We start from the raw sequence: 23,108 nt of genomic DNA, 5'->3' as shown, positions 1-23,108 counted from the left end.
AATTTCGAAAGATTGCTCTCTTCTCAGAATCAGAACCAATTCATCACGAAAGAAAAGTTTTAAATTCAGATCTATTTGCTTATCTCTACGTAAACTTTTCGAGAATCAATTACTTTTTTGATGAAACTATTTACTCCAAAATTGTTGTCTCTTCTTATTGCTGTTGTTCTTATTCAAACAGCCTGTCGATCAACTGAACAGTTCTCAGATTCAAAACCTCAACAACTTTCTCCGCTGGAAATGATGTTCGACAGTTCACAAGTGTTCAATTCAAATGTGACGGGTTTTGCTCTTTACGATCCCGCTGCTGACTCAACGATTTACGCACTCAATGACGATAAATATTTCACGCCGGCCTCCAACACCAAACTGTTTACATTTTATGCAGGATTGAAAACGCTGCCGGATAATCTCAGAGCGTTGGAATATATAATGCAGGGAGATTCTCTGATTTTCTGGGGTACGGGTGACCCCTCTTTTTTGCATTCGGAATATGGCTCGGATCAGGTATACAATTTTCTAAAAAACCGCTCCGAAAACCTCTACTATTCCGATTCTCATTATAATGATGAAAATCTTGGCCCGGGTTGGTCCTGGGATGATTACAACTCTTATTATTCTGCTGAAAAATCACCCTTCCCGATGTATGGAAATATGGTAGAATTTACGGTTGAGGAGATTGAGATCCATCGTATCAAAACAAAAAATGGCGAGTATCAAATCACCCCAAAAGTATTCCAGGAGAGGGTAGAAGAACAGGAGAATCAAGGCCAAATGAGTTTAATCAGGGATCGGGCCGGAAATCAATTTGAATATGCTTCGTATGCTGATACAACTTCGTACAATATCCTCAAACCGTTTCATTACACACCGGAATTGGTAACTGAAATGCTGGCGGATACTCTCGGAAAGCCCGTAAAATATATTGATATGATAAAGCCGGCCAACACTGAAGTTTTGTATAGCGTCTCTTCCGATACGGCTTACAAAAGAATGCTGCAGCCAAGCGACAATTTTATTGCGGAACAATTATTGTTAATGATTGCCTCTGAACGGGGACAACCGTTAAACTCAGAAACGGTAATTGAGTTTGTGAAATCTGAATTCATGGAGGATTTTCCGGACGAACCTCAATGGGTTGATGGTTCCGGTTTGTCGCGGTATAACATGTTTACTCCAAGATCGATCATTCATTTACTCAAAAAAATTGACGATGAGTTTTCAAGTGATGAAAAAATGTTTGAACTGTTTCCGACCGGCGGTGAATCGGGCACCATCAGCAGTTGGTATGGGCACCGGAATGGCGGTAAACCATACGTATTTGCCAAAACCGGAACGTTGAGAAACAATCACTGTCTGTCGGGATTTGTTGTAACGAAAAGTGGACGGAAACTTCTGTTCAGCTTTATGAATAATCATTACGTCACATCTTCATCGGTGGTAAAGGAAGAGATGGAAAAAATATTGTGGTATATCCACAATCAATATTGAACTTTCAACCAATATTTTCGCATCGTATTTAAATGTATTGGATTTCATTCAATTACAAGAGTACATTACAAAGAGTGAGTATTGTTGAATGAGTTTTCCATAATTACGTTATCGTCTGCAGGGTGAATATTTCAAAATCAATTCTGGCTACGTTTTTACTTTTTTGTTTGATTGGACCGTTGCACGCCCAGAAAATCAATGAAGGTTATCAGCTTCATATAAAAAAAGCATCATCTGCAATCCGCATTGATGGAGCCATTAGTGAACAGGCATGGGATGATGCGGAGATTGCTTCCAATTTCTACATGATTACCCCAATGGATACCAGTTATGCAGAGCTTCGTACGGATGTCCGCATGACTTACGATGATGAACATCTCTACATTCTCGTTGAGAATTACAGGGCCGGGGACAATCCCCCGAATGTTGTAGAATCGCTCAGAAGGGATTTTAACTTTTCGAGGAATGACAACTTTCTCCTGGCGATGGATACATTTGATGATAAAACAAATGGATTTTCATTCGGCGCAAATGCAGGTGGAGCGGAATGGGACGGCATGATGTACAACGGAGGAAGTATGAACCTCAGTTGGGACAACAAGTGGATTTCCAAAGTTACCAATTATGAAGACAAGTGGGTTTTTGAAGCCGCTATTCCGTTTAAATCCATTCGGTATAACGATGAAAATACAAAGTGGGGCATCAATTTCAGCCGGTATGATCTCACGGAGTTTGAAAAATCAAGCTGGGCACCCGTTCCCCGGCAATTTCCTTCGGTGTCTCTTGCTTTTACCGGTTATTTGATCTGGGATGAGCCGCCGCCTCCAGCGGGGTCGAACATTTCAATTATTCCGCATGTGCTGGGAGGTATCAATCACGATTTTGAAGAGGAGGATGCAAGATCTTATGAACGGGATGCCGGGTTAAACGCTAAAATTGGCCTCAGTTCATCCATGAATCTTGACCTTACGGTAAACCCTGATTTTTCGCAGGTAGAAGTGGATGAGCAGATTATTGACCTGGATCGCTTTGAGCTTTTCTTTCCTGAAAAACGCCAGTTTTTTCTTGAAAATGAAGATCTGTTTGCCAGTTTCGGTAATCAGAATATTCGTCCATTTTTCTCAAGAAGAATTGGATTGGATGCACCCATCCATTTTGGTGGCAGACTAAGCGGCCAGTTAAATCGTGACTGGCGTTTAGGAGTCATGAACATGCAAACCGGCTCCGTTGATAATCAGCAATTGCCCTCTCAAAACTTTTCAGTTGTAGCTCTTAAACGAAGAGTTGCCTCAAGATCGAATCTCGGTTTTCTTTTTGTGAATATGGAATCAACCGGAGACGATTATACAGGAAATGATGGTAATTCTACTACTCCCGGTTTTGACAGAAATGTGGGAATCGAGTACAATCTTGCAACATCCAACAATCTCTGGACGGGTGATTTTATGCTTCTGAAATCGTTCTCACCCGGAGATGATGGCAAGAGCGTTAGCCATCTTGCAAGTCTGCTCTACTCCGATGGCAATTTAACAGCAGAGTGGGCTCATGAATATGTTGGAGAAGATTATACAGCAAAAGTTGGATACGTTCCCAGAAAAGGCTACATCCGGTGGGATCCAGCTATCAACTATCTTTTTTATCCAAAAAGAGGAATTGTTTTAAATCATGGGCCCGGCTTTGATCCATCCATATATTTTGATGAATCATTCAATACAACGGAGTATGAAGGAAGGCTGGAGTATAATGTGAATTTTCGAAGCGGGAGTTCTATGTATGCCTGGTTTGGCAGAACATACATTGAACTACTAGAACCGTTTGATCCCTCCGGAATTTCGGATCTGTTCCTGGAAACAGGTTCTGTTCATGATGGCTATCGCTATGCATTGGAATTCAATTCTAAAGCCCAGAGTGCTTTCACGTATGGTTTTGCCGTAGAAAATGGCGGATTTTATGCAAATGGAACTCTCTTGAGTATTGAAACGGAAGTCGGGTATCGGTTTCAGCCATTTGTAAATATTGTTCTCAGTACAAGCTATAATGATCTTGGCCTCCCGGAACCGTGGGGCGATTTGGATTTTTGGCTTGTCGGGTCCCGGCTTGACATCACCTTCAACAAGAACCTCTACTTTACCAGTTTTACTCAGTACAACGAACAGTTTGATAATGTAAATATTAATACCCGGCTGCAATGGAGATTTCAGCCGGCATCAGACCTGTTCATCGTTTACACCGATAATTATGTTCCCGGTTCGTTTGATGTAAAAAGCCGGGCATTGTTATTCAAGCTCACTTATTGGTGGAATATTTAAGCTGAGCAAGTATGAAACTAAAGGAGAAAACCTTCATCATTACCGGAGCAACAAGTGGAATGGGAAGGGAAATTGCTTTGGAGTTTGCAAAGGAGGGAGCAAAGTTAGTCTTAAGCGGACGAGATCAAAAAAGGGGAGATGATACGGTTGATAAGATTCGCTCTATAGCTGGAGAAGCGGAATTTCTTGCAGGCGATGTTGGCGAAGAATCAACAAATAAAAAGTTGGTTGATTTTGCAGTTGAAAGATTTGGTAACCTGGACGGAGTTGTGACAAACGCCGGTTTTTTAGGATTGGGAAAACTCACCGAGCTGGACACGAAAACATGGCGTAAAACATTGGCCGTCAATCTCGATTCAGTTTTCTTTTTGCTAAAATATGCCATTTCTGAAATGCAGAAAACCGGGAAAGGAGTTGCGGTGATTAACACTTCAATTGCAGCATACAAATCATTTCCCAATCATGCTGCTTATAGTGCTTCAAAGGCTGGCGTTTTAGCTTTGGCAAAACAAGCAGCGGTAGATTATGGGCCTCAAATCAGGATTAATGCTATTTGTCCCGGACCGGTAGATACTCCTCTTCTGCATGATTCGGCAATTGCTTTTCCAAATCCGGAAACAGCAGTTTCTGATTCTGAAAATGCAACATTGATGAAAAGACTGGGTCAACCCAAAGATATTGCTCAACTTGTTCTGTTCTTGGTCAGTGATGATTCTTCATGGATTACCGGCAGTGCATTTACAATTGACGGTGGGATAATGGCGAATTCTTAACAAAAAAAACCTGTCGAACATTAAATAGATTTATTCCGACAGGTTTTGATATTGATTAAAAATACTGTTTAGTATTCTAAGCCAAAGTAATCCATTACATCATAATAGTTATTTACATCAACACCAGACGATTCAAGTTCACTGATAATATTTGTTCCTGTTGATTTTCCCATCACGGTGCTATCTGTGATTAGTAAAAACCGGTACTCAGTTATACCTGGCTCTAGTACACCTGAGGTTCTGTACGCATAAACAGTAATTTCATTAAGCGTGTAGGTAAACGTTAAATACTGTGTATCAGAACCGGCATTGTTTTCCCACGAAAAAGGCATCGGATACCAGTCTCCAATGAGTGAAAAGTATCCTAGAACGGTGCCATGATCAATTATGTTTTGGTTCACAGCCTCGTCTGTATGTGTGTAAACATTGGCAGTTCTTCCAAGATATGTTCCCGCGGTCCAGGTTATTTCAGCACCATTAAGAGATATTGATACCACATTAGCATTTCCATCTTCTCCATCTTCGCCAGCAGGTCCTTGTGGACCTTCAGCTCCTTGTTCTCCCTGGAGTCCCTGAGGGCCTTGATCGCCTTGAGGTCCTTCAGGGCCTTCACATCCCGCTGCAATTATCATTGCAACGCTTACTATTAGTACTGCTAAACCTCTCGTATTATTTTTTTTCATCTTCGTTTTTTTATTTGGGGTTAGTTTTAAAAACGAACGTTAATTTTTTCTATAAAAACAAATTAAATCAGCCACACCAAAAGAAGATTACTGTTAACACATTCAAAGAAAAGCCAGATTTTGAAAAAAAATATTCCTAAATCCGGCTTTTTAAAAAGTCAGTATTCAATAGTCTCTACAGAATCACCAAAGTAATTCAATACAGCATGATAGTCGGACAGGTCTAAACCCTCAGGCAGGCTTTTTGATTGCATATCCATCGTGCTGCTGCTCGGAATCTGAAATACAAAAACACCATTATAGATTTCTCCCGGCCCCGAAATCAACTGGACCCGAATCGTTTGTGAGGCTGTTTCAAAGGAGCTATACATTACCTGGTAATAACTTAAGCCCAACTCACCAAATCCGGGAACAGCATAAAATTCTTTACCGTCGAAATACTGTACATTTATATATACAAGCCACATGCTTTCTTCAAACTCTTCAAAAGGGATATCAGTGAATTCCAACACCATATCTGTGCTTAAGGTAAAATCATGGCCGTCAAAAATGTATTGTTTTACATTTGCATTTCCCATGGGCCCTTGTGGTCCCTGATCACCCTGTTCACCTTTAGGTCCTTCGGGGCCTTCTGGTCCGGTTTCGCCCGTTGGGCCTTCACAGCTCGAAATAACTATGAGAGTTAGTCCCCATAGCATTAATAGTAGTAGCTTCGAAGTTTTCATTTTTCTATCTGATTTTATTTTTGATTAAGGATATCATATAGAAATGCGTAAAATGAAAGCCAACCACGCCATTAAATTTGTGAGTACGTGTAAAATTAAAGATTTGCATAAACCGTAATATTATTCTTGTCCAAAATATCAGGCGCTATGTCGAAAGTGGGATTGCCAAACCATCGACATTTTCTTGTATCTATCCAGCTGATTCATTTTCCTCTTAGAAGAAGAATTTTAAATAACTTAAACTTGATAGTTACGAATCAGCCAAGCATTTGAGAAAATGTTATTTAAACCGGCTCAACAGAAATATTAAGTGTAATTCTATCCACATGGACATCATCACAAAAGACATACATTTGCAAACAAATGGCTTTTCAGACATCATCAATCTTACCCCAAAAATAGATTCAATCGTCAGTGAAACAGGCTTTTCTGATGGATTTTGCCACATTTTTGCTGTTGGTTCTACGGCGTCCATTTCAACGATGGAATTTGAACCGGCCCTGGTGAAAGACATCAAAGAAAAGCTTGAGGATTTTGCTTCGAAGAATATGAAATCCCATCACTCAGAAACCTGGGGAGATGATAACGGCTTTTCTCATATTCGTGCAACGTTTATGGGGCCGGGAATCACGGTTCCAATCAGAGATGGAAAATGTATTGTTGGAACCTGGCAACAAATTGTTGTTATAGATCATGATAACCGATCCCGGAAACGACATGTTGTGGTTCAGATAGTAGGGAAGTAGCCAAAAAGAAAATTCGGTATTCTGGATTCCTTGTTCGATATTCCGTTGATCAATGAATTTAAGGAGTTATGTTAATGTCAGGAAGTATTGTTGCAGCTATTTCTCTGGTTCTCTTTTTTGTCGGGTATCGATATTACTCGTAATTCCTGTCTGAAACAAAAAGGAAAAAATTATATATATACATTGGTTCCACTCATTTTTCTGTTGTTTATGACACTTTGGGCCATGATTGATCAAGTGATTTTTAACTGGTCAGGTTTTGGAGATGATAGTGGAAATGTGTTACTATTTGTTTTTGGAGCAATCATATTATCATTTGCACTCTGAATTATATTGGAAGCTACTTTTCTCCTTTAAAAGTCACTCAAGAATTCGTCTGCTTTAGCTGAATAGGTGATTTAACCTCAATTATTTGCACAGATGTTGGACTCAGATCTGAATCCTTTTAAGAAAAATTTGTCTACAAAAAACGGCAATGTTAAATAAAAAGGTAATTCTTATATGTGGATACAGCCGGGGAGGCACGAATATTCTCTGGAATATTTTACAATCTCACCCGGCAATATGCTCCCCGAAATATGAGACGGGTACAATTTTTAAAAAAAATAAGCATCTGAAGTTTAATCGGTACATCTCAATTGCCAGAAGGTTAGGGGTTTTGGAAACTTCTCTTAGTTATTCCATTATTGATCTTCAGCTTTATAGATACAAAATGGATACACTGAAAATGTCCGATAACAAGTATAAAACTGAAACCGAACTTTATACCCGTAAAGAAGTTTCTCAATCGGCGCTATGCCTGAAATCTGTTGATTATGATATTGATGAAGCAAATTTTCTGCGTAAAATATATCCCGGCATCTACATTATTTTTTTAATCCGAAACGGCTATGCAGTAGCAAACGGGCACATGAGAAGAGGAATGGATATCGAAAAGTCTGCAACTCTCTATTCAGAAGTAGGGCAAAAAATGCGCCAGATACATCAGGTCCATCCCCGCACTATTTACGTCAGTTTTGAGGAGGTATTAAAAAATCCGTTTTCGGTTTCTGAACAGCTTTATAAGTTTACGGAAGTGGAACCGGTTAAAATCCAGAAACTTCGTTTTAAATCAAAAATGATTATAAATGAGAAGGCGAACGAAAAACCCAGTTTTGGAGAAGTTAACCAGAAATATTGGTTTGACAGGAATGCGATTACCAAAATGCTGGATTTACAGATAAATCAAAAACAGATTGGGCGGTTGACATCATCCCAGATAGATTCTTACAATCGGATTGCCGCATCTCAATTAGAACTATTTGGATACGACTTGTTAAATCCTTCACATAAATAAAATATTCAGAGCATTTACTTTAACGACCTCATTTGTTTAATTGAAAGAAATTTTTAGATATCTACAATAAAAACAATCATTGGGTGACAAATTGATGGAAAGTAAATCAAATCAGGACATTTCAGACAGCGTACCTTCCGAAATCAATCAGTGGAATTGGGGAGCTTTTTTCCTTAACGGCATTTGGGGTATTGGGAACAAAACATACATCGCGCTACTTGCATTTGTGCCGGTCATTAATGTTGTTATGATGTTTGTTTTGGGTTTCAAAGGCAATAAAATGGCCTGGAAAAATAAAGAGTGGGAAAGTATTGAGCATTTCAAATCCGTTCAAAGATATTGGAATATTGCTGGTTTTGTGGCTCTTGGTTTGTACTTATTTCTGTTTGCGCTGGAGTTCTGGTCTGTTATTTCTGGATGATAGATCGAATGATTGAATATTCTATTTTAATCTGTTCAAATATTAGAGAGCAATCATATCTGATTTGCGAATTTATGGTATTACTGGAGTTTATGGTAGAATAAGAAAAGATTCGTCTTAAATAAAAAAGCGTCATATATAATGAAAATATGACGCTTTTTTTAAAAGAAAATTTTTGGTCAGGAGTTTTTTAGGCCGTAAGATCTCTTTTTTCCAGTTTCACAACCTGATATCCGCCTTTCTTTTTGTCATTAATATATAATATCAGAAATACCAAAGCTACCAGAAATGCAATTGGACCTACCCAAAGAAATGACATTCTGCCACCGTAATTATCCGCTGGCCGTAAGATACCGAGTGCCTGTTGAACCAATTCTTCTTCTCCTGGAATACTGGAATCTGAGATGGCTCTTAAAGCATTTCCGGTTAAATTACCACTGAGTTCCCCATTATCTCTGTAATATGCCAATGCTTCTTCTGTATGGAATAAGACATTTCGAACGTCAACTTCGCGATATCCGAGCTCTGCGAGCCTGTCAGTATTTCCTGAAGCTTCTTCTGCACGTTGAATATATTCCGGATATTGTTCTTCAACTTGCTGGAGAATGGCTATAGTTTGTTGTTCGTCCAGAGCATCTGGAAGATATTGATCGGAAATTCCTCCCATAATAGCATTTGCTCCACCTGCAGCAAAAAATCCCATTCCAATCATTAGAAGAAGCCCTAAAGAACCGGCTTTAGGAAACCGTTCACTCATCAATCCAACCATGGTTGGGAAATAAAAAGCCACGCCACAGGCAAAAATTGTTGCAGCAATCATAAGTGCAAACAATCCGGTTTCAATAAACGCAAACATTAAAAGCCCTATTCCGGTAAGAACGGAAGATCCTAAAAGCATTCCCGTTGGTGAAAGCGTTTCCACAAATTTGCCTGCAGAAAGCCTCAAAACAGCCATTAATCCACTGATCCACACAAAAACAAGCATTCCGTGAACTCCGGCAGATTTCAGCACTTCAGGAATCCAGCGGCTCGGTCCCATTTCAAGAGAAAGTGTAATCATTTTGAGGAAGATGAGCCCCAAAACCAACGGATGAGTAAATGTATATTTAAACAGTTCGCTCATGGAAATACCAGCTTCTGCAGTTTCGGTTTTTGGAAATTTTTCGGGTAATAGTAAAAAACCATAGACGATAACTGGTATATAAATAATCCCTATTTGCCAGGTCCAATGAGCAATATTAATAGAGCCAATGTACCCAGCCTGAGTCATTAACCAACCTAATAAACCACCGATAACCATAGACCCGGGAAAGAAGGCATGAAAATGGTTTAGCTTCGTGGTTTTATTATCAGGAAAAAGCGCTGCTGTAAGTGGATTTCCAGCTACTTCGATAAAACCATTGCCAGCTCCAAAGCCAATGGCACCCAAAAACAAAATCCAGAAAGCATTTGGATCGCCGGCAAAGAATGCCCCGAATAAGAAAAATGTAACACCTGAAAGATGGCAAACAAAAGCTCCGATAGTGGCCTTTTTTAAACCAAATTTTTCAAGAAATGGGCCAATAATTAACAGTGAAGCGGCCATTCCCCATAAAGCTGCTCCACCAATATACCCAACCTGGGCATTTGTAAGAATAAATTCACTTTTAAGTTGAAAGAGAATGTTGCTGACAAGAACAAAGGAAAAACCCGTAGGGAAAAGGGCGAGACAAATCCCCCTGAAGATTTTTTTTCGATTAATATTTTGTAGTTGATTTGTGTTTTCCATGGTGCTTTTATTTCTGGTTAGTTAGTTAGAAAAATTATTCATCATAAATATAGTCAGCAAAATTCCAATTCAAAGTTTGATTTTTCTCTAATTCTTCATCGGTTAAAAGTGCTTTTACCATGCGAATGGGGATACTTCCTCCTTTTAAAATAGTATCATGAAACTCTATCGGACTCATCTGGTCAGTGTCCACCAAATCTTTATAAAGAGAGTAAATTTCCATACCTCCAATCATATAAGCAATTTGGTAAAGGGGCCCGTAATTCCCGGTAAATGAACGTCGTACCTCCGCTTCAGCATTTGCATATTCATGGCCCACACGCTCTACCAGATAGTCAATACACTGCTGGGGTGTCCAATTTCCCAAGTGGTAATTAAGTGAAAAGATAATTCTGGCATACCGGTGAGTTCTCCAAAAAAGCATTCCAATCCGGTCTTCAGGGCTCTTCGGGAAATCAAGATCCCAAAGCAGAAGCTCCCAGTATAGCGCCCAACCTTCTCCCCAGAATGAAGTGCGGAACGGATAACGATACGTGTTGTAACGGCGATTCATAAACCCTTGTAGATGATGTCCAGGAATCAACTCATGCTGAACAGTAGCACGATTAAAATGAGGATTATTTCCCCGTAAACTCATCATTTTTTGCTCATGCCCCATAGTATTCGTTGGATATGAAATACTAATAACCTCACCACCTGTAAAAAAGGGATTTATAAGTTGCCGTTCAGGACTCATCATTTGCATGCGCCAGACTTCTTTGGCCAGATCCGGGATGGTGATCAGGTCGCGGTCTTCAATAAAATCAATAGACTCGTTGTATAACCTCATGATAAGTTCCGGCTTTCTGCCAGGTTCAACATAAGCTTCTTTTACATGCTCTAAAGCTGCGTGCCAATCATCACCATACCCTAATTCCCGGGAGGCTTTCAGCATTTCTTCTTCCGATTTCGCAAACTGATACTCAGCAATTTCAATTAGTTCTTCCGGAGTGTATGAGATCATTTCAAACTCTAAACGTTTAAGAATCTCTTCCTCTCCAATAGGATTTCCGACAATACCGCTGTTATCCATTTGCTCTTTTTCAGCATCAAAATATTCATTGATGAACTCAGAATACGTTTTTAAAACTTCATCTAACTTTCGATAAGGTTCCTCCATCCACCAGGTAAAATCAGGATCATAACCATTGTAGAATAGAAATGCATCTTCCAGGGCATTACGGATATCTTCCAAAGCATCATGCGCAGCATTGGCATCCTTTTTCAAGAGCATCGGAGATTCCTGAAGCTTGCTTTGTAACGTTTCAACTTCAATTGCCCATTGATTCATCTCGTTTGCCAAATTTTGGGCATCCGGTTTTGTACCAACTCTTCTTGTATTGATATACTGCATGATTCCATTCAAATCGGGAAGCCATTGTTTCACATTCTCAAACTGTTCTTTGTCTCTGTTCAGAAAATAAACTCTCCGGTTGATATGACTCACGAGTAGATGATAGTCGACTTTGCCGGGTTGGGAAAGCTCCTCATAATTTAATTCATCCAGCCGATTCTGCCAGTCGTTATAAAATTTTTCAAAGCGATTAAAATACTCGTCTGAATGTCTGACAGAATATTTTCTATTTAATACATCCTCATCCTGATCAAATATTCGAATGAGGTTTTCAATGCTTTCATCATCTGAAAAGGCAAATGATTGACTAGGGAGAATCAAACAAAAAGATGAAAGAAGTAGAAAATAGACGAGATGTTTATTTGAGATCAATAAAGACATTATAATCGATGAATTTAGTTATGGTTTACACTAGGAGATAAGTTTTTTGAAAATGAATTTTATCTATCACCCAAACCTGTTTGGATTGATCAATGGAGTGTCAAATTCAGATTTTCCGTGAAGGATTAAATCCGTTACCATTTTACCACAGGAGGGGGCAAGGCTCATACCCATCATTGCATGGCCGGTTGAGGCAAAAAGGTTTGAATATCCATCAAATGCTCCTACATATGGTAATCCATCGGGCGAGCAGGGGCGTAATCCTGTCCACACTTCTTTGCCAGCGAAATCATTCATTGTAAAATCCGGCAGGTATTCACAAACGGATTTCTTTAATCCATTAATTCTTTTAGGGTTTATTGATTTATCCGTACCTGTCAGTTCCATTGTACCTGCAAAACGAAGCAAATTAAACATAGGTGTTATAGTGACTTTTTTCTCTGACAGGATTCCACAATTTTGTGGACTTTTCTTTGGCTTTTTTAAAGTGATGCTGTAGCCTTTACCTGCAAGTAGCTTTAAATTTTTCCCAAATATTTGTGCTGTTTCTGCAGAATAAGCTCCACTACAAATCAAAAAAGAATCTCCAGGCCATTCTCTTCCATCTTTGCTTTTTACAGAGGCAACTTTCTTATGATCGGATGAAGCACTTACCACTTCCGTATCAAACTCCAATTTTACCCCATTATTGATCAATAAGGCCTTTAGTTCATTCATCAGGCTTCCAGGGTGCAGGTGAGCATCTTTTGGATAATATGTAGCTCCGATTATATCGAGTTTTATATTTGGCTCCATTTTGCGTACTTCTTCAGCGGAAAGTATTTTTGCGGGAACGCCTAATTCCTGAGCTTTTTGAGCTGCTTCAATCTCTTTTTTGAGCCCGTACTCCGTATTACAAAACATAAAAAGACCCTTTTTTTCAAAGCCAAAGTTGAGCTTTTCATTGGATTCAAGGTCAATGAGCAATTGCCTGCTTTCCAGAAGAAGATCTCTCAGCACCGGACCTGAATTTTTTACATGCTGAGCTGTTGAGAACTTTTTAAAGGTCCATAACCAAGACAAAAGTTCCAGGCTGAGGCGTGGCCGGATATAAAAGGGACTTTCAGCATCGAGCATCCATTTTAAGCCTTTACTGATAACTCCGGGAGAGGAGAGAGGTATAATATGGCTGGGTACGATCATGCCGGCATTTCCGTAGGAGCAATTATCCTTACCGGATTCTTTATCAATTACAGTAACTTCTGCTCCCATTTTATTGAGATAATAGGCTGAAAAAAGCCCGGCAATTCCTGCACCGATAATAATGACCCGTTGGTTATTCATTTATTATAAGTGAAAATAATCCATGATTTTTTTGATACCACACCATAGAGTTCTTCACTTCAGGTGCAGAGATTTTTCAAATAACCTGAAATCCATGAGCATAAGGATCGTCATCATCAATAGTGATGGTGTTATAACCTGTAATTTTAGCCCATCCTTCAATACTGGGGATAATCGCTTTCTTTCCGAAAAAATTGATCTCCTTTTCAATGCGGCCTGTGAATTTACTTCCGATATAACTTTCGTGAATAAACTCATCTCCTTTTTTCAGTTTATCTTTGGAATACCATTGAGCCATGCGGGCTGAAGTTCCGGTTCCGCAGGGAGAACGGTCAATAGCTTTATCTCCATAAAAAACAGCATTTCGGGCTGTTGAATCTTTGTCTAATGTTTCACCGGTCCAAAGAAGGTGACTTAAACCATTTATTGTGGCATCTTCGGGATGGACGAACTCATACTTTTGGTTGAGTTGTTTACGTAATTCGCGGCTCCAGCTAATGAGTTGATCAGCCTTGTAATCTTGTATGCCCCTAAAATTATCCTGGGGATCTACAATCGCATAAAAGTTACCACCATAAGCTACATCTACATGAAGTTTTCCCAAATCCGGGCAATCTACCTCCAGATCAACAGCTTCCAAAAAACTGGTTACATTCGTTAATCTGACTGAGGTAACTTTATCGCCGTCTTTTTGATAGGTTGCCTGAACAAGTCCCGCGGGAGTTTCCAGTCTTACTTCTCCGGGAGTTTTTGGATGTACCAGTCCTTCCTGAAGCATAATGGTAACTGTTCCAATCGTTCCATGGCCACACATCGGTAAGCATCCGCTGGTTTCTATGAACAGAATGCCGATATCATTTGCGGGATCCACAGGTGGATAAAGAATACTGCCGGACATCATATCATGCCCTCTGGGCTCAAACATCAATCCTTTTCGGATCCAATCAAATTCAGCGAGAAAATGCTGGCGTTTTTCACTCATCGAGTTCCCTTGCAAGATAGGTCCGCCGCCTGCCACAAGCCTAACCGGGTTGCCACAAGTATGCGCATCAATACAGAAAAAACGCTTTATATCTGCCATCATGCTGTTTTTTATAAATTCATTCTATTAAATACAAAATGTTCAAAAGATTTTTTCATGAAATAACTCTTCGAGAACATTTTAAGATTAGCTTTGGCCAATTAGCTCTGAATTATTATAAACCAGTTCCTCAATAGAGGATCTTTTCTCGAGAGAAGTTTGGATAATATTTTGTACCCGATCCCGCTCTTCGCCCACAAGTGGAAGACGTGGCTGTCTGACGTATTCAGTACCAATTCCTGTAGCAACTTCAGCAAGTTTAATATACTGTACAAGCTTTGGATGGATGTCCAGTTCCAGAAGCGGCATAAACCATCGGTAAATTTTCAATGCTTCTTCAATTTTATTCTCTTTAACAAGTTGGTAGATAGCAACCGTTTCTCTTGGAAATGCACAGACAAGTCCTGCTACCCATCCGGAAGCGCCTAATACCATAGATTCCAGGGCAATCGTATCCACACCGGAGAGTACCTTAATTCTATCTCCGAATCGATTGATAAATCGTGTGATGTTCGTTGTATCACGGGTAGATTCTTTTACAGCCTGAATGTTATCAAACTCAATAAGTTCTTCAAACATGTCGAGCGTAACTTCAATACCGTAATCAACAGGGTTATTATAAATCATAATGGGTAAATCCGTTGATGAGGCGACGGATTTAAAGAACTCTACAGTTTCCCGGTCATCAGCTTTATACTGCATAGGGGGGAGTAGCATAAGCCCTGAGGCTCCAAGCTTTTCTGCGCCTTTCGCTGCAGTTACAGCTTCCGGTGTTGATTTCTCAGCTATATTCATAATCACCGGAATTTTTTCATCAACAATTTCCAGTGTTTTATCAACCAGGTCAAATTTTTCTTCCTTTCTTAATGTACTGGCTTCTCCTAATGAGCCACCCAGAATAATTCCATGTACGCCTGCTTTAACTTGAGTATTAATATTTTTTTTAAATGTGTCTATATCTATCGAACCGTCTTTAAAGAATTTTGTGGTAATTGCGGGATAGACTCCTTTCCAGTTTACTTTCATTTATATATCTGATTTGGTTTAAAAAATTCAAGAATCTTGAAATTCTTGTTGTACTGTAAAATTTCGTCTTTTGATGTTTTCCTATTAGAAAGAATTAAAAGCTTTTGAAAAGAAATGAATAAAAACATTTAAATCTTATACGATTTTAACTTATTCAGACAATATTCTCTAAATCAACAAAAAATTTTGCAAAGCTTTCCAAATTGAGAATGATAAACATCAAATAGCTGATCAAATCTCAATGGCCGAAGGTTGTACAATCTTCATGAATTCTATTACTATTTTACAATATTGATACAATTTTATGCAAATCTGCTGAAAAATCGATTCTTTGAGATAAGATATGTGTAGAAATTTTACAAATGGAGTTAACTATGCAAGACAAATCAATTTTCTTCCGATTGCCTAAAACTGGAAAAGAGGGCTTTATTGTTGAATTTGAAGAACGTCCTCATATGTATGATAAACTACATTATCATCCCGAAATGCAACTCATTTATATCGTAGAAGGTACTGGGGATTTGTTTGCCGGGGATTCTTTTGTTTCCTATCAACCAGGAAATTTATTTTTGATTGGCCCCAACCAATCGCACGTTTTTAAAAGCGATCCCATGTATTTTGATAGTGCAAAACAACTTGAATGTAAAACAATTTCCATATTCTTTCATGAGAAGTCTTTAGGAAAGGGCTTTTTTAGCATTGAAGAAACATCTGAAATCAGATCTCTGCTTGAAAGATCCGGACGAGGTATTCAGTTTAATCCTCATGTAGTTGAATCGGTTAGTGACAGAATTTTTGATTTATTAGACCTGAACGGACTTGCCCGCTTACTTGAGATTTTGTCCATCCTAAATGATTTGTCTGCAAGTAAAGATTTTGAATACCTCGCAACGATCAGCAATCAGGTTCCCGCCAGCGACCAGAAAAACAAAAAAGTTAATAGAGTTATCAATTATATCCTCGATAACTTCCATAAAGACATCAAGCTCGAAGATGTAGCTAAAGTTGCAAATTATAGCCAGGCGGCATTTTGCCATTTCTTTAAACAACATACTCAAAAAACATTTGTTCAGTTCTTAATTGAACTTCGTGTATCGAATGCCTGCAAAATGCTCCGCAATTCAGATTTTAATATCTCCCAGATTTGCTACGAATGCGGTTTTAATAATGTGTCGAATTTTAACCGTCAGTTCAAAAAAATAACGGGTCTTTGCCCCAGCGATTATGTTAAGAAATATGAAAAACAAAGCATGAGCTGGGCCTGATATACTAAAAAGTATCGGGTGATCTGAATGAATGTTCCTCACCTGTCTTCTTTAAACCATTGTGATGCATGAAGAAATAAACCAGTGCCACTCTCTATCGAGTCAAAAATTGTTCTCAATACAACCAAACCATTTAAATCTTTTCTGTTTTGCTCTGCTCTTGCTTTTATTAGCCAGTTGCAGAAAATCCGAACCAATTCGTGAATTTTCATGGAATCAGGAAAAAGGGTATCGATGGGCTGAACTGGAAATGGATCAATCTTCGCCCGTTGGGCTTGAACAAATTCCATCAAATATAACCGGAATAACCTTTCGAAATGATTTGGCTGATAATCGCATGTCTGAGAACCGAATTTTGATGAATGGATCCGGAGTGGCCGCAGGAGATGTAAACGGTGACGGACACGTGGATTTGTATTTTACCCGAATCGACGGACCTAATCGACTTTATTTGAATGTGGGAGGATTTCTGTTTACAGATGTTACCGATGAAGCCGGTGTAGCCCATGAAGAACATCTCTCCAGCGGCGCCGTCTTTGCAGATGTGGATGGGGATGAGGATTTAGATCTGCTGATAACAACGGTAAACACAGCGAATGCGCTTTATCTGAATGATGGAACCGGGAAATTTACTTTGCAGGAAAATAGTGGATTGGAATCCGCCAAAGGAAGCATGACCATGGCATTGGCAGATGTTGATAGGGATGGATTTTTAGATCTGTATATCACCAATTACAGGGAAACGAATGTTTTGGATGTTTTTGAGGCCCAGGAGATTACATGGGAAAATACGATCAAGAATGGTCAGCTCATTCCTCCCTACGATGATTATTTTACAATTATCGACAGGGGAGAAGGGCATCATCCCGAGAGGCACGAAATTGGCAGACAGGATGAACTTTATTTAAATAATGGAGATGGAACCTTTAAAAAGGTGGACGATTTAGAAAATAGATTTCTTGCATCTGACGGAACTCCTTTGGGGCTTTCTCCTGATTGGGGATTAAGTGCAAAATTCCAGGATCTGGATGGAAATTCCCTGCCGGATTTATATGTAAACAATGATTTTTGGACCCCCGACAGAATTTGGATAAATCAGGGAGACGGAATTTTTAAAGCAATTGACAGCCTAGCCATCCGAAATTCCAGTTTCTATTCTATGACTGTGGATTTTTCTGATATCAATAAAGACAGCCATACGGATATTTTTACGGTGGAAATGCTGAATAGTAATCACAGCGAACGTCTCATCACTCGTCTTCCAATTGAACCTTATCCTTTACAAAATGGTGTGAATAAATTACGCCCCAGGTATAATCGCAACTCGATGTATCTGAACAGAGGAGATAATACATATGCTGAAATTTCTTACTACAGTGGACTGGAAGCAAGTGATTGGTCGTGGGCGATCCGGTTTTTGGATCTGGATCTGGACGGCCATGAAGATCTCCTCATAGCGAATGGTTTTGCCCATGATTTTCAAAACCTGGATGCCCAGGAAGAAAGATTAAACCGGTTGATTGAGACCCAGGGTCAAATTACGATTCCTTATATCGATCAATTTCCACGCTTGCGGCAAAACAACAAGATTTTTAGAAATAACGGAGATCTTACATTTACGGATGTAAGCAGCGATTGGGGGTTCAATGAGCAAGATATCTCCATGGGGATGGCTACGGCAGACTTAAATAATGATGGAGTTCTTGATGTGATTATAAGTCGGTTAAATGATGAACCGGCGATCTTTAAGAATAAAACAATAAACTCCCGAATTGCTATTCGACTGAGGGGGGAATCACCGAATACACAAGCTATCGGCGCAAAAGTTAAACTTTCAGGCGGACCCGGCGGTGATCAGACAAGTGAAATTATGAGTGGCGGGGATTATCTCTCTGGTTCAGATCCAATGATGGTCTTTGCCGCAACTCCTGAGAGTAAGCATCAATTAACAATTACCTGGCCGGATGGAACTCAGAGTAAGTTAGACACGCTTTCCGCAAATAAAATTTACGAGATCGATCAAAAAACAATAGTGAAAACCGAAACACCTATTTTTACGGATGATGCTCAAAATAACCAAGATTCAACTACATACTTTAGAGATGAAAGTGAATCGTTGAAGCATCGTCATCATGAAGATGAATATGATGATTTCCGGGTTCAACCTTTACTTCCACAAAAACTTAGTCAATATGGACCGGGGCTCGCCTGGGTGGATATTGATTTTGATGGTGTGGAAGAATTGATCGTTGGGTCTGGAAAGGGTGGAGAAACAGGAATTTTTAATTATGATCTGAATGAGGGACAATTTCAACCGGTCTCCAATGATTTTTTAAAAATTGGGGCTGAGGGGGATCAAACCGGAATTATTGGCTGGAATGAAGAAGATCGCTCACATCTGATTATCGGAATAGCCAATTACGAGATTGGTACTTCACGTGCTCCGTCTGCGCTTCACATTCAAATAGATAAAAATCAAACTGTTCGAGTTGATAGTATTCCGGGAATTTTATCTACATCGGGACCATTGGCTGCGGCAGATTATAGCGGTGATGGTTCTCCTGACCTTTTTATTGGCGGAAGGTTTTTACCGGGTCAATACCCCTCAGATGCTACCTCGCGACTTTTTACCATGCAAAATGGGCAATTAAAAGAGGATTCAGCCAATTCAGACATCTTAAAAAACATTGGGCTTGTGACCGGTGCCATCTTTATGGATTATAACCTGGATGGCCAACAAGATTTGATAATATCTACGGAATGGGGGACACTGAAAGTTTTCCAAAATCAGCAAGGTATTTTCACAGAAAAAACAAGCGATTTGGGTTTACATCAGTACAAAGGATTATGGCAGGGAATTTCTGCCGGAGATTTTAACAATGATGGTTATCCGGATCTGGTCGTTGCGAATATTGGTAAAAACAGTCCCAACCAGGTAAAATCAAAAGATCATCCATTGCGAATTTTTTATGGTGATTTTAACCTGGATCGCAGAATCGATATGGTTGAATCCTATTATGATGATGACATAGGAGGCTACGTGCCCCGCAGAAAACTGGATGAATATGAACAGTTGGGAAACATTTTAGGGCACATCCAATCACACAAAGAATTTTCAACCATGACAGTAGCAGAAATGCTGCAAAAAGACATCACTAAAATTCCTTATAAAGAGGTGAATACGGTATTGAGTACGGTATTTATCAACGAGGGAGGTACATCATTTTCTGCGAAACCTTTGTCTGCAGAAGCACAATTTTCAGCCGGATTTTCTACCGTTGTTTCCGATTTTGATAATGATGGCTTTGAAGACATATTTCTCTCGCAAAACTTTTTTGCTGTGTCTGATCCCCAAAGTAAACCAAGACTGGATGCCGGAAGAGGGTTGTGGTTGAGGGGAGATGGAACGGGTAATTTTGAGTCCATTCCGGGGCAGATTTCAGGAGTAAAACTTTATGGAGAACAGCGAGGTGCTACATTAGGTGATTACAACCAGGATGGTAAAATGGATCTCATCGTTTCTCAGAATTATGCAGATACCCGTGTTTTCCTAAACGAGAATAAAAAGGCTGGATTTCAGATAAAATTAGCAGGTCCTCCCGGAAATACTGATGGAATTGGCTCAAGTATTCGTCTGAAATATTCAGATCAAAAATATGGTCCGCTGCGGGGTATTTATGCGGGTTCGGGTTATTGGTCACAAAATAGTTCTGCTCAGGTACTTGGTTATGAAGAATGGCCTCAAGCAATTGAAGTACAATGGCACGATGGAAATCAACAGATGGTAGAGGTTATCGAAGGGCAGATGGAATACCGAATCGTTCATCCTGATATCGATTAAAATAGCGATCCGACATGTTCTGAATCATTATCAAAAAGTGATATCAGCAGATTCTGTCGGTTATGTGATAAAGAATGTAAATGACATAAATCATCAAATATAGAATAAGATATTATAAGCCTGTATGATCAAGCTTTATTAAATATCATTAAGGCTTTTATTCGTCTTTTAAATTAAAATTTGAAATCCCTTTGATGAACGAATCCTCATTCCAAATTACACCGGTTCATTGATTATTACTCACATTAAAAATTATAAGTGCATGAATAGCAATTATCTACGATTTTTATTAATTCTTTTTTTAGCTACGCCTTTCACTCATACTCTTTTTGCGCAAGCAACCGTAGAAGATTATAAGAATGCTCAGGAACTTTGGGAGAAATTTGATGGAAAAGTTATAAATAACATTACCGGGAACCCCGAATGGCTGGAAGATGAACCTATCTTTTGGTATCGAAAAACTATTGAAGGAGGACATGAATTTATTCGTGTAAATGCAGAAGAATCGGAAAAAAGACCTGCATTTGATCATGCCAGATTAGCCAGCTCACTTTCTGAAATCACAGAAGAATCATACACAGCGAAAGAACTTCCTTTTAACTCATTTGAATACAAAAATAATGGACAATCTATAGAAGTCTCTTTTGATGATACGATCTTTACCTGCACGTTAGATCAGTATGAATGTGAGGGGCGGGAAGATACTTCTGAAAGGCCCAATTGGCAGTGGGGAGTTTGGGACCATGAACGTGAAGAGGTTGATTTAAGTGCAAGTGACTCTTCCATAACATCGCCGAATAAAAAATGGGAAGCATATATTCAAAACTATAACCTGGTTGTTAAGCGAACGGATTCTGATGAAGTTCTCCATCTCAGCCAGGATGGTTCCGAAAATAATTATTACAATTTTAATTCTATCTCTTGGTCTCCTGATTCTGAAAAATTAGCTGTTTATCGGGTCATTCCGGGGTACGTTAGAAAAGTGCATTATGTAGAATCTTCACCTGAAAGTCAGCTTCAGCCCAAACATCTAAGCCGAACATATGTAAAACCCGGCGATGTGTTGGATAAAGAACAACCTGTACTTTTTAATGTGGAACAGGGCAAACAGTTGCATATTGATTCCTCGTTGTTTCCAAATGCTTTTTCTCAAACCGGATTACGATGGCGGGAAGACGGTGAAGCTTTTACATTTGAATACAATGAGAGAGGACATCAGCGATATAGAATCATTGAAGTAGATGCCGGGAATGGCGAGGCACGTGCAATTATAAATGAGGAACCTGAGACGTTTTTCAGCTATGCTACCTCTCTTTTCAGACATTATACAGAAGATGGTGAGGAAATTATCTGGATGTCTGAGAGAGACGGCTGGCGACATCTTTATTTGTATGATACGGCCACCGGAGAAGTAAAAACCCAAATTACTGAAGGAGAGTGGGTCGTTCGGGAAGTTGAATATGTGGATGAAGAAAACCGGCAGATTTGGTTCCAGGCAAGTGGTATGGACGAGGATCAGGATCCATACTACATCCATTATTTCAGAGTAAACTTCGACGGTTCAAATTTAACTCGATTTACAAAAGCAAATGGTAACCACGACGTGGTATTCTCATCCGACCGGGAATATTACGTTGATACCTGGTCTCAGGTAGATAAAGCACCCATTTCCGAACTTCGAAAGACGAGTGACCAGTCACTGGTTATGAAGCTGGAAGAGGCAGACATCAGCCCACTTGTTGAAGCGGGCTGGCAAGCACCAGAACAGTTTGTTGCAAAGGGCAGAGATGGTGAAACCGATATTTACGGAATCATCATAAAACCGACCGCTTTTGATCCAAATAAAGAATATCCGGTGATCGAATATATTTATGCCGGTCCGCACGATAACTTCGTACCCAAGAGTTTTCTTCCCTTTAGCCATATGATGAGATTGGCGGAAATGGGTTTTATTGTTGTTCAAATTGATGGCATGGGTACATCAAACCGCTCAAAAGCATTTCACGATGTTGCATGGCGTAATCTTAAAGATGCCGGTTTCCCCGACAGGATTTTATGGCACGAAGCCGTTGCTGAAGAGTATTCCTGGTATGATAATAGTAAAGTTGGAATCTACGGACGCTCTGCAGGCGGACAAAGTTCTTTAGGAGCGTTGTTATTCCATCCTGAATATTATCACGTTGCGGTTTCGTCCGTAGGATGCCATGATAACAGAATGGATAAAATCTGGTGGAATGAACAATGGATGGGCTGGCCGATCGGTCCGCATTATGCAGCCTCTTCAAATGTTGAAAATGCACACAAATTACAGGGGAATGTGTTACTGATTGTGGGTGAACTCGACACAAATGTGGATCCCTCATCAACATACCAGGTAGCCGATGCGCTTATTAAAGCGAATAAAGATTTCGATTTTCTTGCCATTCCGGGAGCAGGACACGGCAGCGTTGGAGAGTATGAAGAACGCAAAAGATTCGATTATTTTTTGCAGCACTTGAAGGATGTTGACACTCCCAATTGGAATCAGCATTCCGAAATGTAGTTTC

At 39.6% G+C, this 23,108-nt stretch carries 16 protein-coding genes; 9 read left to right on the top strand and 7 right to left on the bottom strand.

Annotated features, from left to right (window positions below):
* The first annotated feature begins 120 nt into the window (after window positions 1-120).
* The 3 genes from dacB to L0B18_RS13010 all read left to right on the top strand — a co-directional run bounded on the left by dacB (window position 121) and on the right by L0B18_RS13010 (window position 4,573).
* The gene (gene dacB / locus L0B18_RS13020) at window positions 121-1,491 is read left to right on the top strand and encodes a D-alanyl-D-alanine carboxypeptidase/D-alanyl-D-alanine endopeptidase (protein ID WP_234572222.1); all 1,371 of its coding nucleotides are present in this window, start codon (window positions 121-123) and stop codon (window positions 1,489-1,491) included.
* A 122-nt stretch (window positions 1,492-1,613) separates the two neighbouring features.
* On the top strand, window positions 1,614-3,800 hold the full coding sequence (locus L0B18_RS13015; RefSeq protein ID WP_234572221.1) for a carbohydrate binding family 9 domain-containing protein: 2,187 nt from the start codon (window positions 1,614-1,616) through the stop codon (window positions 3,798-3,800).
* An 11-nt stretch (window positions 3,801-3,811) separates the two neighbouring features.
* Entirely contained in the window at window positions 3,812-4,573 is a 762-nt protein-coding gene (locus tag L0B18_RS13010) for an SDR family NAD(P)-dependent oxidoreductase (protein WP_234572220.1), read from the top strand.
* Between the two features lie 68 nt (window positions 4,574-4,641).
* Here the strand turns inward: L0B18_RS13010 and L0B18_RS19780 are convergent, their stop codons facing one another.
* Window positions 4,642-5,205 carry a hypothetical protein gene (locus tag L0B18_RS19780; protein ID WP_304622020.1) on the bottom strand — a complete coding sequence of 188 codons (564 nt, stop codon included), beginning with the start codon at window positions 5,203-5,205 and terminating at the stop codon, window positions 4,642-4,644.
* Between the two features lie 209 nt (window positions 5,206-5,414).
* Window positions 5,415-5,981, bottom strand: a complete 567-nt coding sequence (locus L0B18_RS13000; protein WP_234572219.1) for a collagen-like protein — start codon at window positions 5,979-5,981, stop codon at window positions 5,415-5,417.
* 326 nt (window positions 5,982-6,307) lie between these two features.
* On the opposite strand from L0B18_RS13000, the gene L0B18_RS12995 reads away from it, so the two are divergent.
* From L0B18_RS12995 to L0B18_RS12985, 3 genes are all read left to right on the top strand, one after another.
* Window positions 6,308-6,727 (top strand): secondary thiamine-phosphate synthase enzyme YjbQ, encoded by a 420-nt coding sequence (locus tag L0B18_RS12995; RefSeq protein WP_234572218.1) that lies wholly within the window; start codon window positions 6,308-6,310, stop codon window positions 6,725-6,727.
* 475 nt (window positions 6,728-7,202) lie between these two features.
* Window positions 7,203-8,063: a sulfotransferase gene (locus L0B18_RS12990; RefSeq protein WP_234572217.1), complete on the top strand. Its 861-nt coding sequence runs from the start codon at window positions 7,203-7,205 to the stop codon at window positions 8,061-8,063.
* 94 nt (window positions 8,064-8,157) lie between these two features.
* Window positions 8,158-8,484: a hypothetical protein gene (locus L0B18_RS12985; protein WP_234572216.1), complete on the top strand. Its 327-nt coding sequence runs from the start codon at window positions 8,158-8,160 to the stop codon at window positions 8,482-8,484.
* A 190-nt stretch (window positions 8,485-8,674) separates the two neighbouring features.
* Here the strand turns inward: L0B18_RS12985 and L0B18_RS12980 are convergent, their stop codons facing one another.
* The 5 genes from L0B18_RS12980 to L0B18_RS12960 form a co-directional block, all read right to left on the bottom strand.
* Window positions 8,675-10,252 (bottom strand): MFS transporter, encoded by a 1,578-nt coding sequence (locus L0B18_RS12980; protein ID WP_234572215.1) that lies wholly within the window; start codon window positions 10,250-10,252, stop codon window positions 8,675-8,677.
* 34 nt (window positions 10,253-10,286) lie between these two features.
* Window positions 10,287-11,966, bottom strand: a complete 1,680-nt coding sequence (locus tag L0B18_RS12975; RefSeq protein WP_234572214.1) for a DUF885 family protein — start codon at window positions 11,964-11,966, stop codon at window positions 10,287-10,289.
* Window positions 11,967-12,092: 126 nt separating this feature from the next.
* On the bottom strand, window positions 12,093-13,349 hold the full coding sequence (locus L0B18_RS12970; protein WP_234572213.1) for an NAD(P)/FAD-dependent oxidoreductase: 1,257 nt from the start codon (window positions 13,347-13,349) through the stop codon (window positions 12,093-12,095).
* A gap of 76 nt (window positions 13,350-13,425) precedes the next feature.
* A complete protein-coding gene (locus L0B18_RS12965) occupies window positions 13,426-14,433 on the bottom strand; it encodes a 4-hydroxyproline epimerase (protein ID WP_234572212.1) in 1,008 nt (335 codons plus the stop codon).
* Between the two features lie 84 nt (window positions 14,434-14,517).
* Complete coding sequence (locus L0B18_RS12960) at window positions 14,518-15,456, bottom strand: dihydrodipicolinate synthase family protein (protein WP_234572211.1); 939 nt, start codon at window positions 15,454-15,456, stop codon at window positions 14,518-14,520.
* A 374-nt stretch (window positions 15,457-15,830) separates the two neighbouring features.
* Here L0B18_RS12960 and L0B18_RS12955 point away from each other — a divergent pair, with 374 nt between their 5' ends.
* The 3 genes from L0B18_RS12955 (at window position 15,831) to L0B18_RS12945 (ending at window position 23,104) form a co-directional block, all read left to right on the top strand.
* Window positions 15,831-16,721, top strand: coding sequence for an AraC family transcriptional regulator (locus L0B18_RS12955; protein ID WP_234572210.1), 891 nt, complete (start codon window positions 15,831-15,833; stop codon window positions 16,719-16,721).
* Between the two features lie 160 nt (window positions 16,722-16,881).
* Entirely contained in the window at window positions 16,882-20,562 is a 3,681-nt protein-coding gene (locus L0B18_RS12950) for an FG-GAP-like repeat-containing protein (protein ID WP_234572209.1), read from the top strand.
* 262 nt (window positions 20,563-20,824) lie between these two features.
* The gene (locus L0B18_RS12945) at window positions 20,825-23,104 is read left to right on the top strand and encodes a S9 family peptidase (RefSeq protein WP_234572208.1); all 2,280 of its coding nucleotides are present in this window, start codon (window positions 20,825-20,827) and stop codon (window positions 23,102-23,104) included.
* The last annotated feature ends 4 nt before the right edge of the window (window positions 23,105-23,108 follow it).

It is taken from the genome of Rhodohalobacter sp. 614A, from assembly GCF_021462415.1.
GTDB lineage: Bacteria > Bacteroidota > Rhodothermia > Balneolales > Balneolaceae > Rhodohalobacter.
Note: the sequence above shows the minus strand (reverse complement) of the source record. Positions and strands in the feature narration are given on the sequence as shown.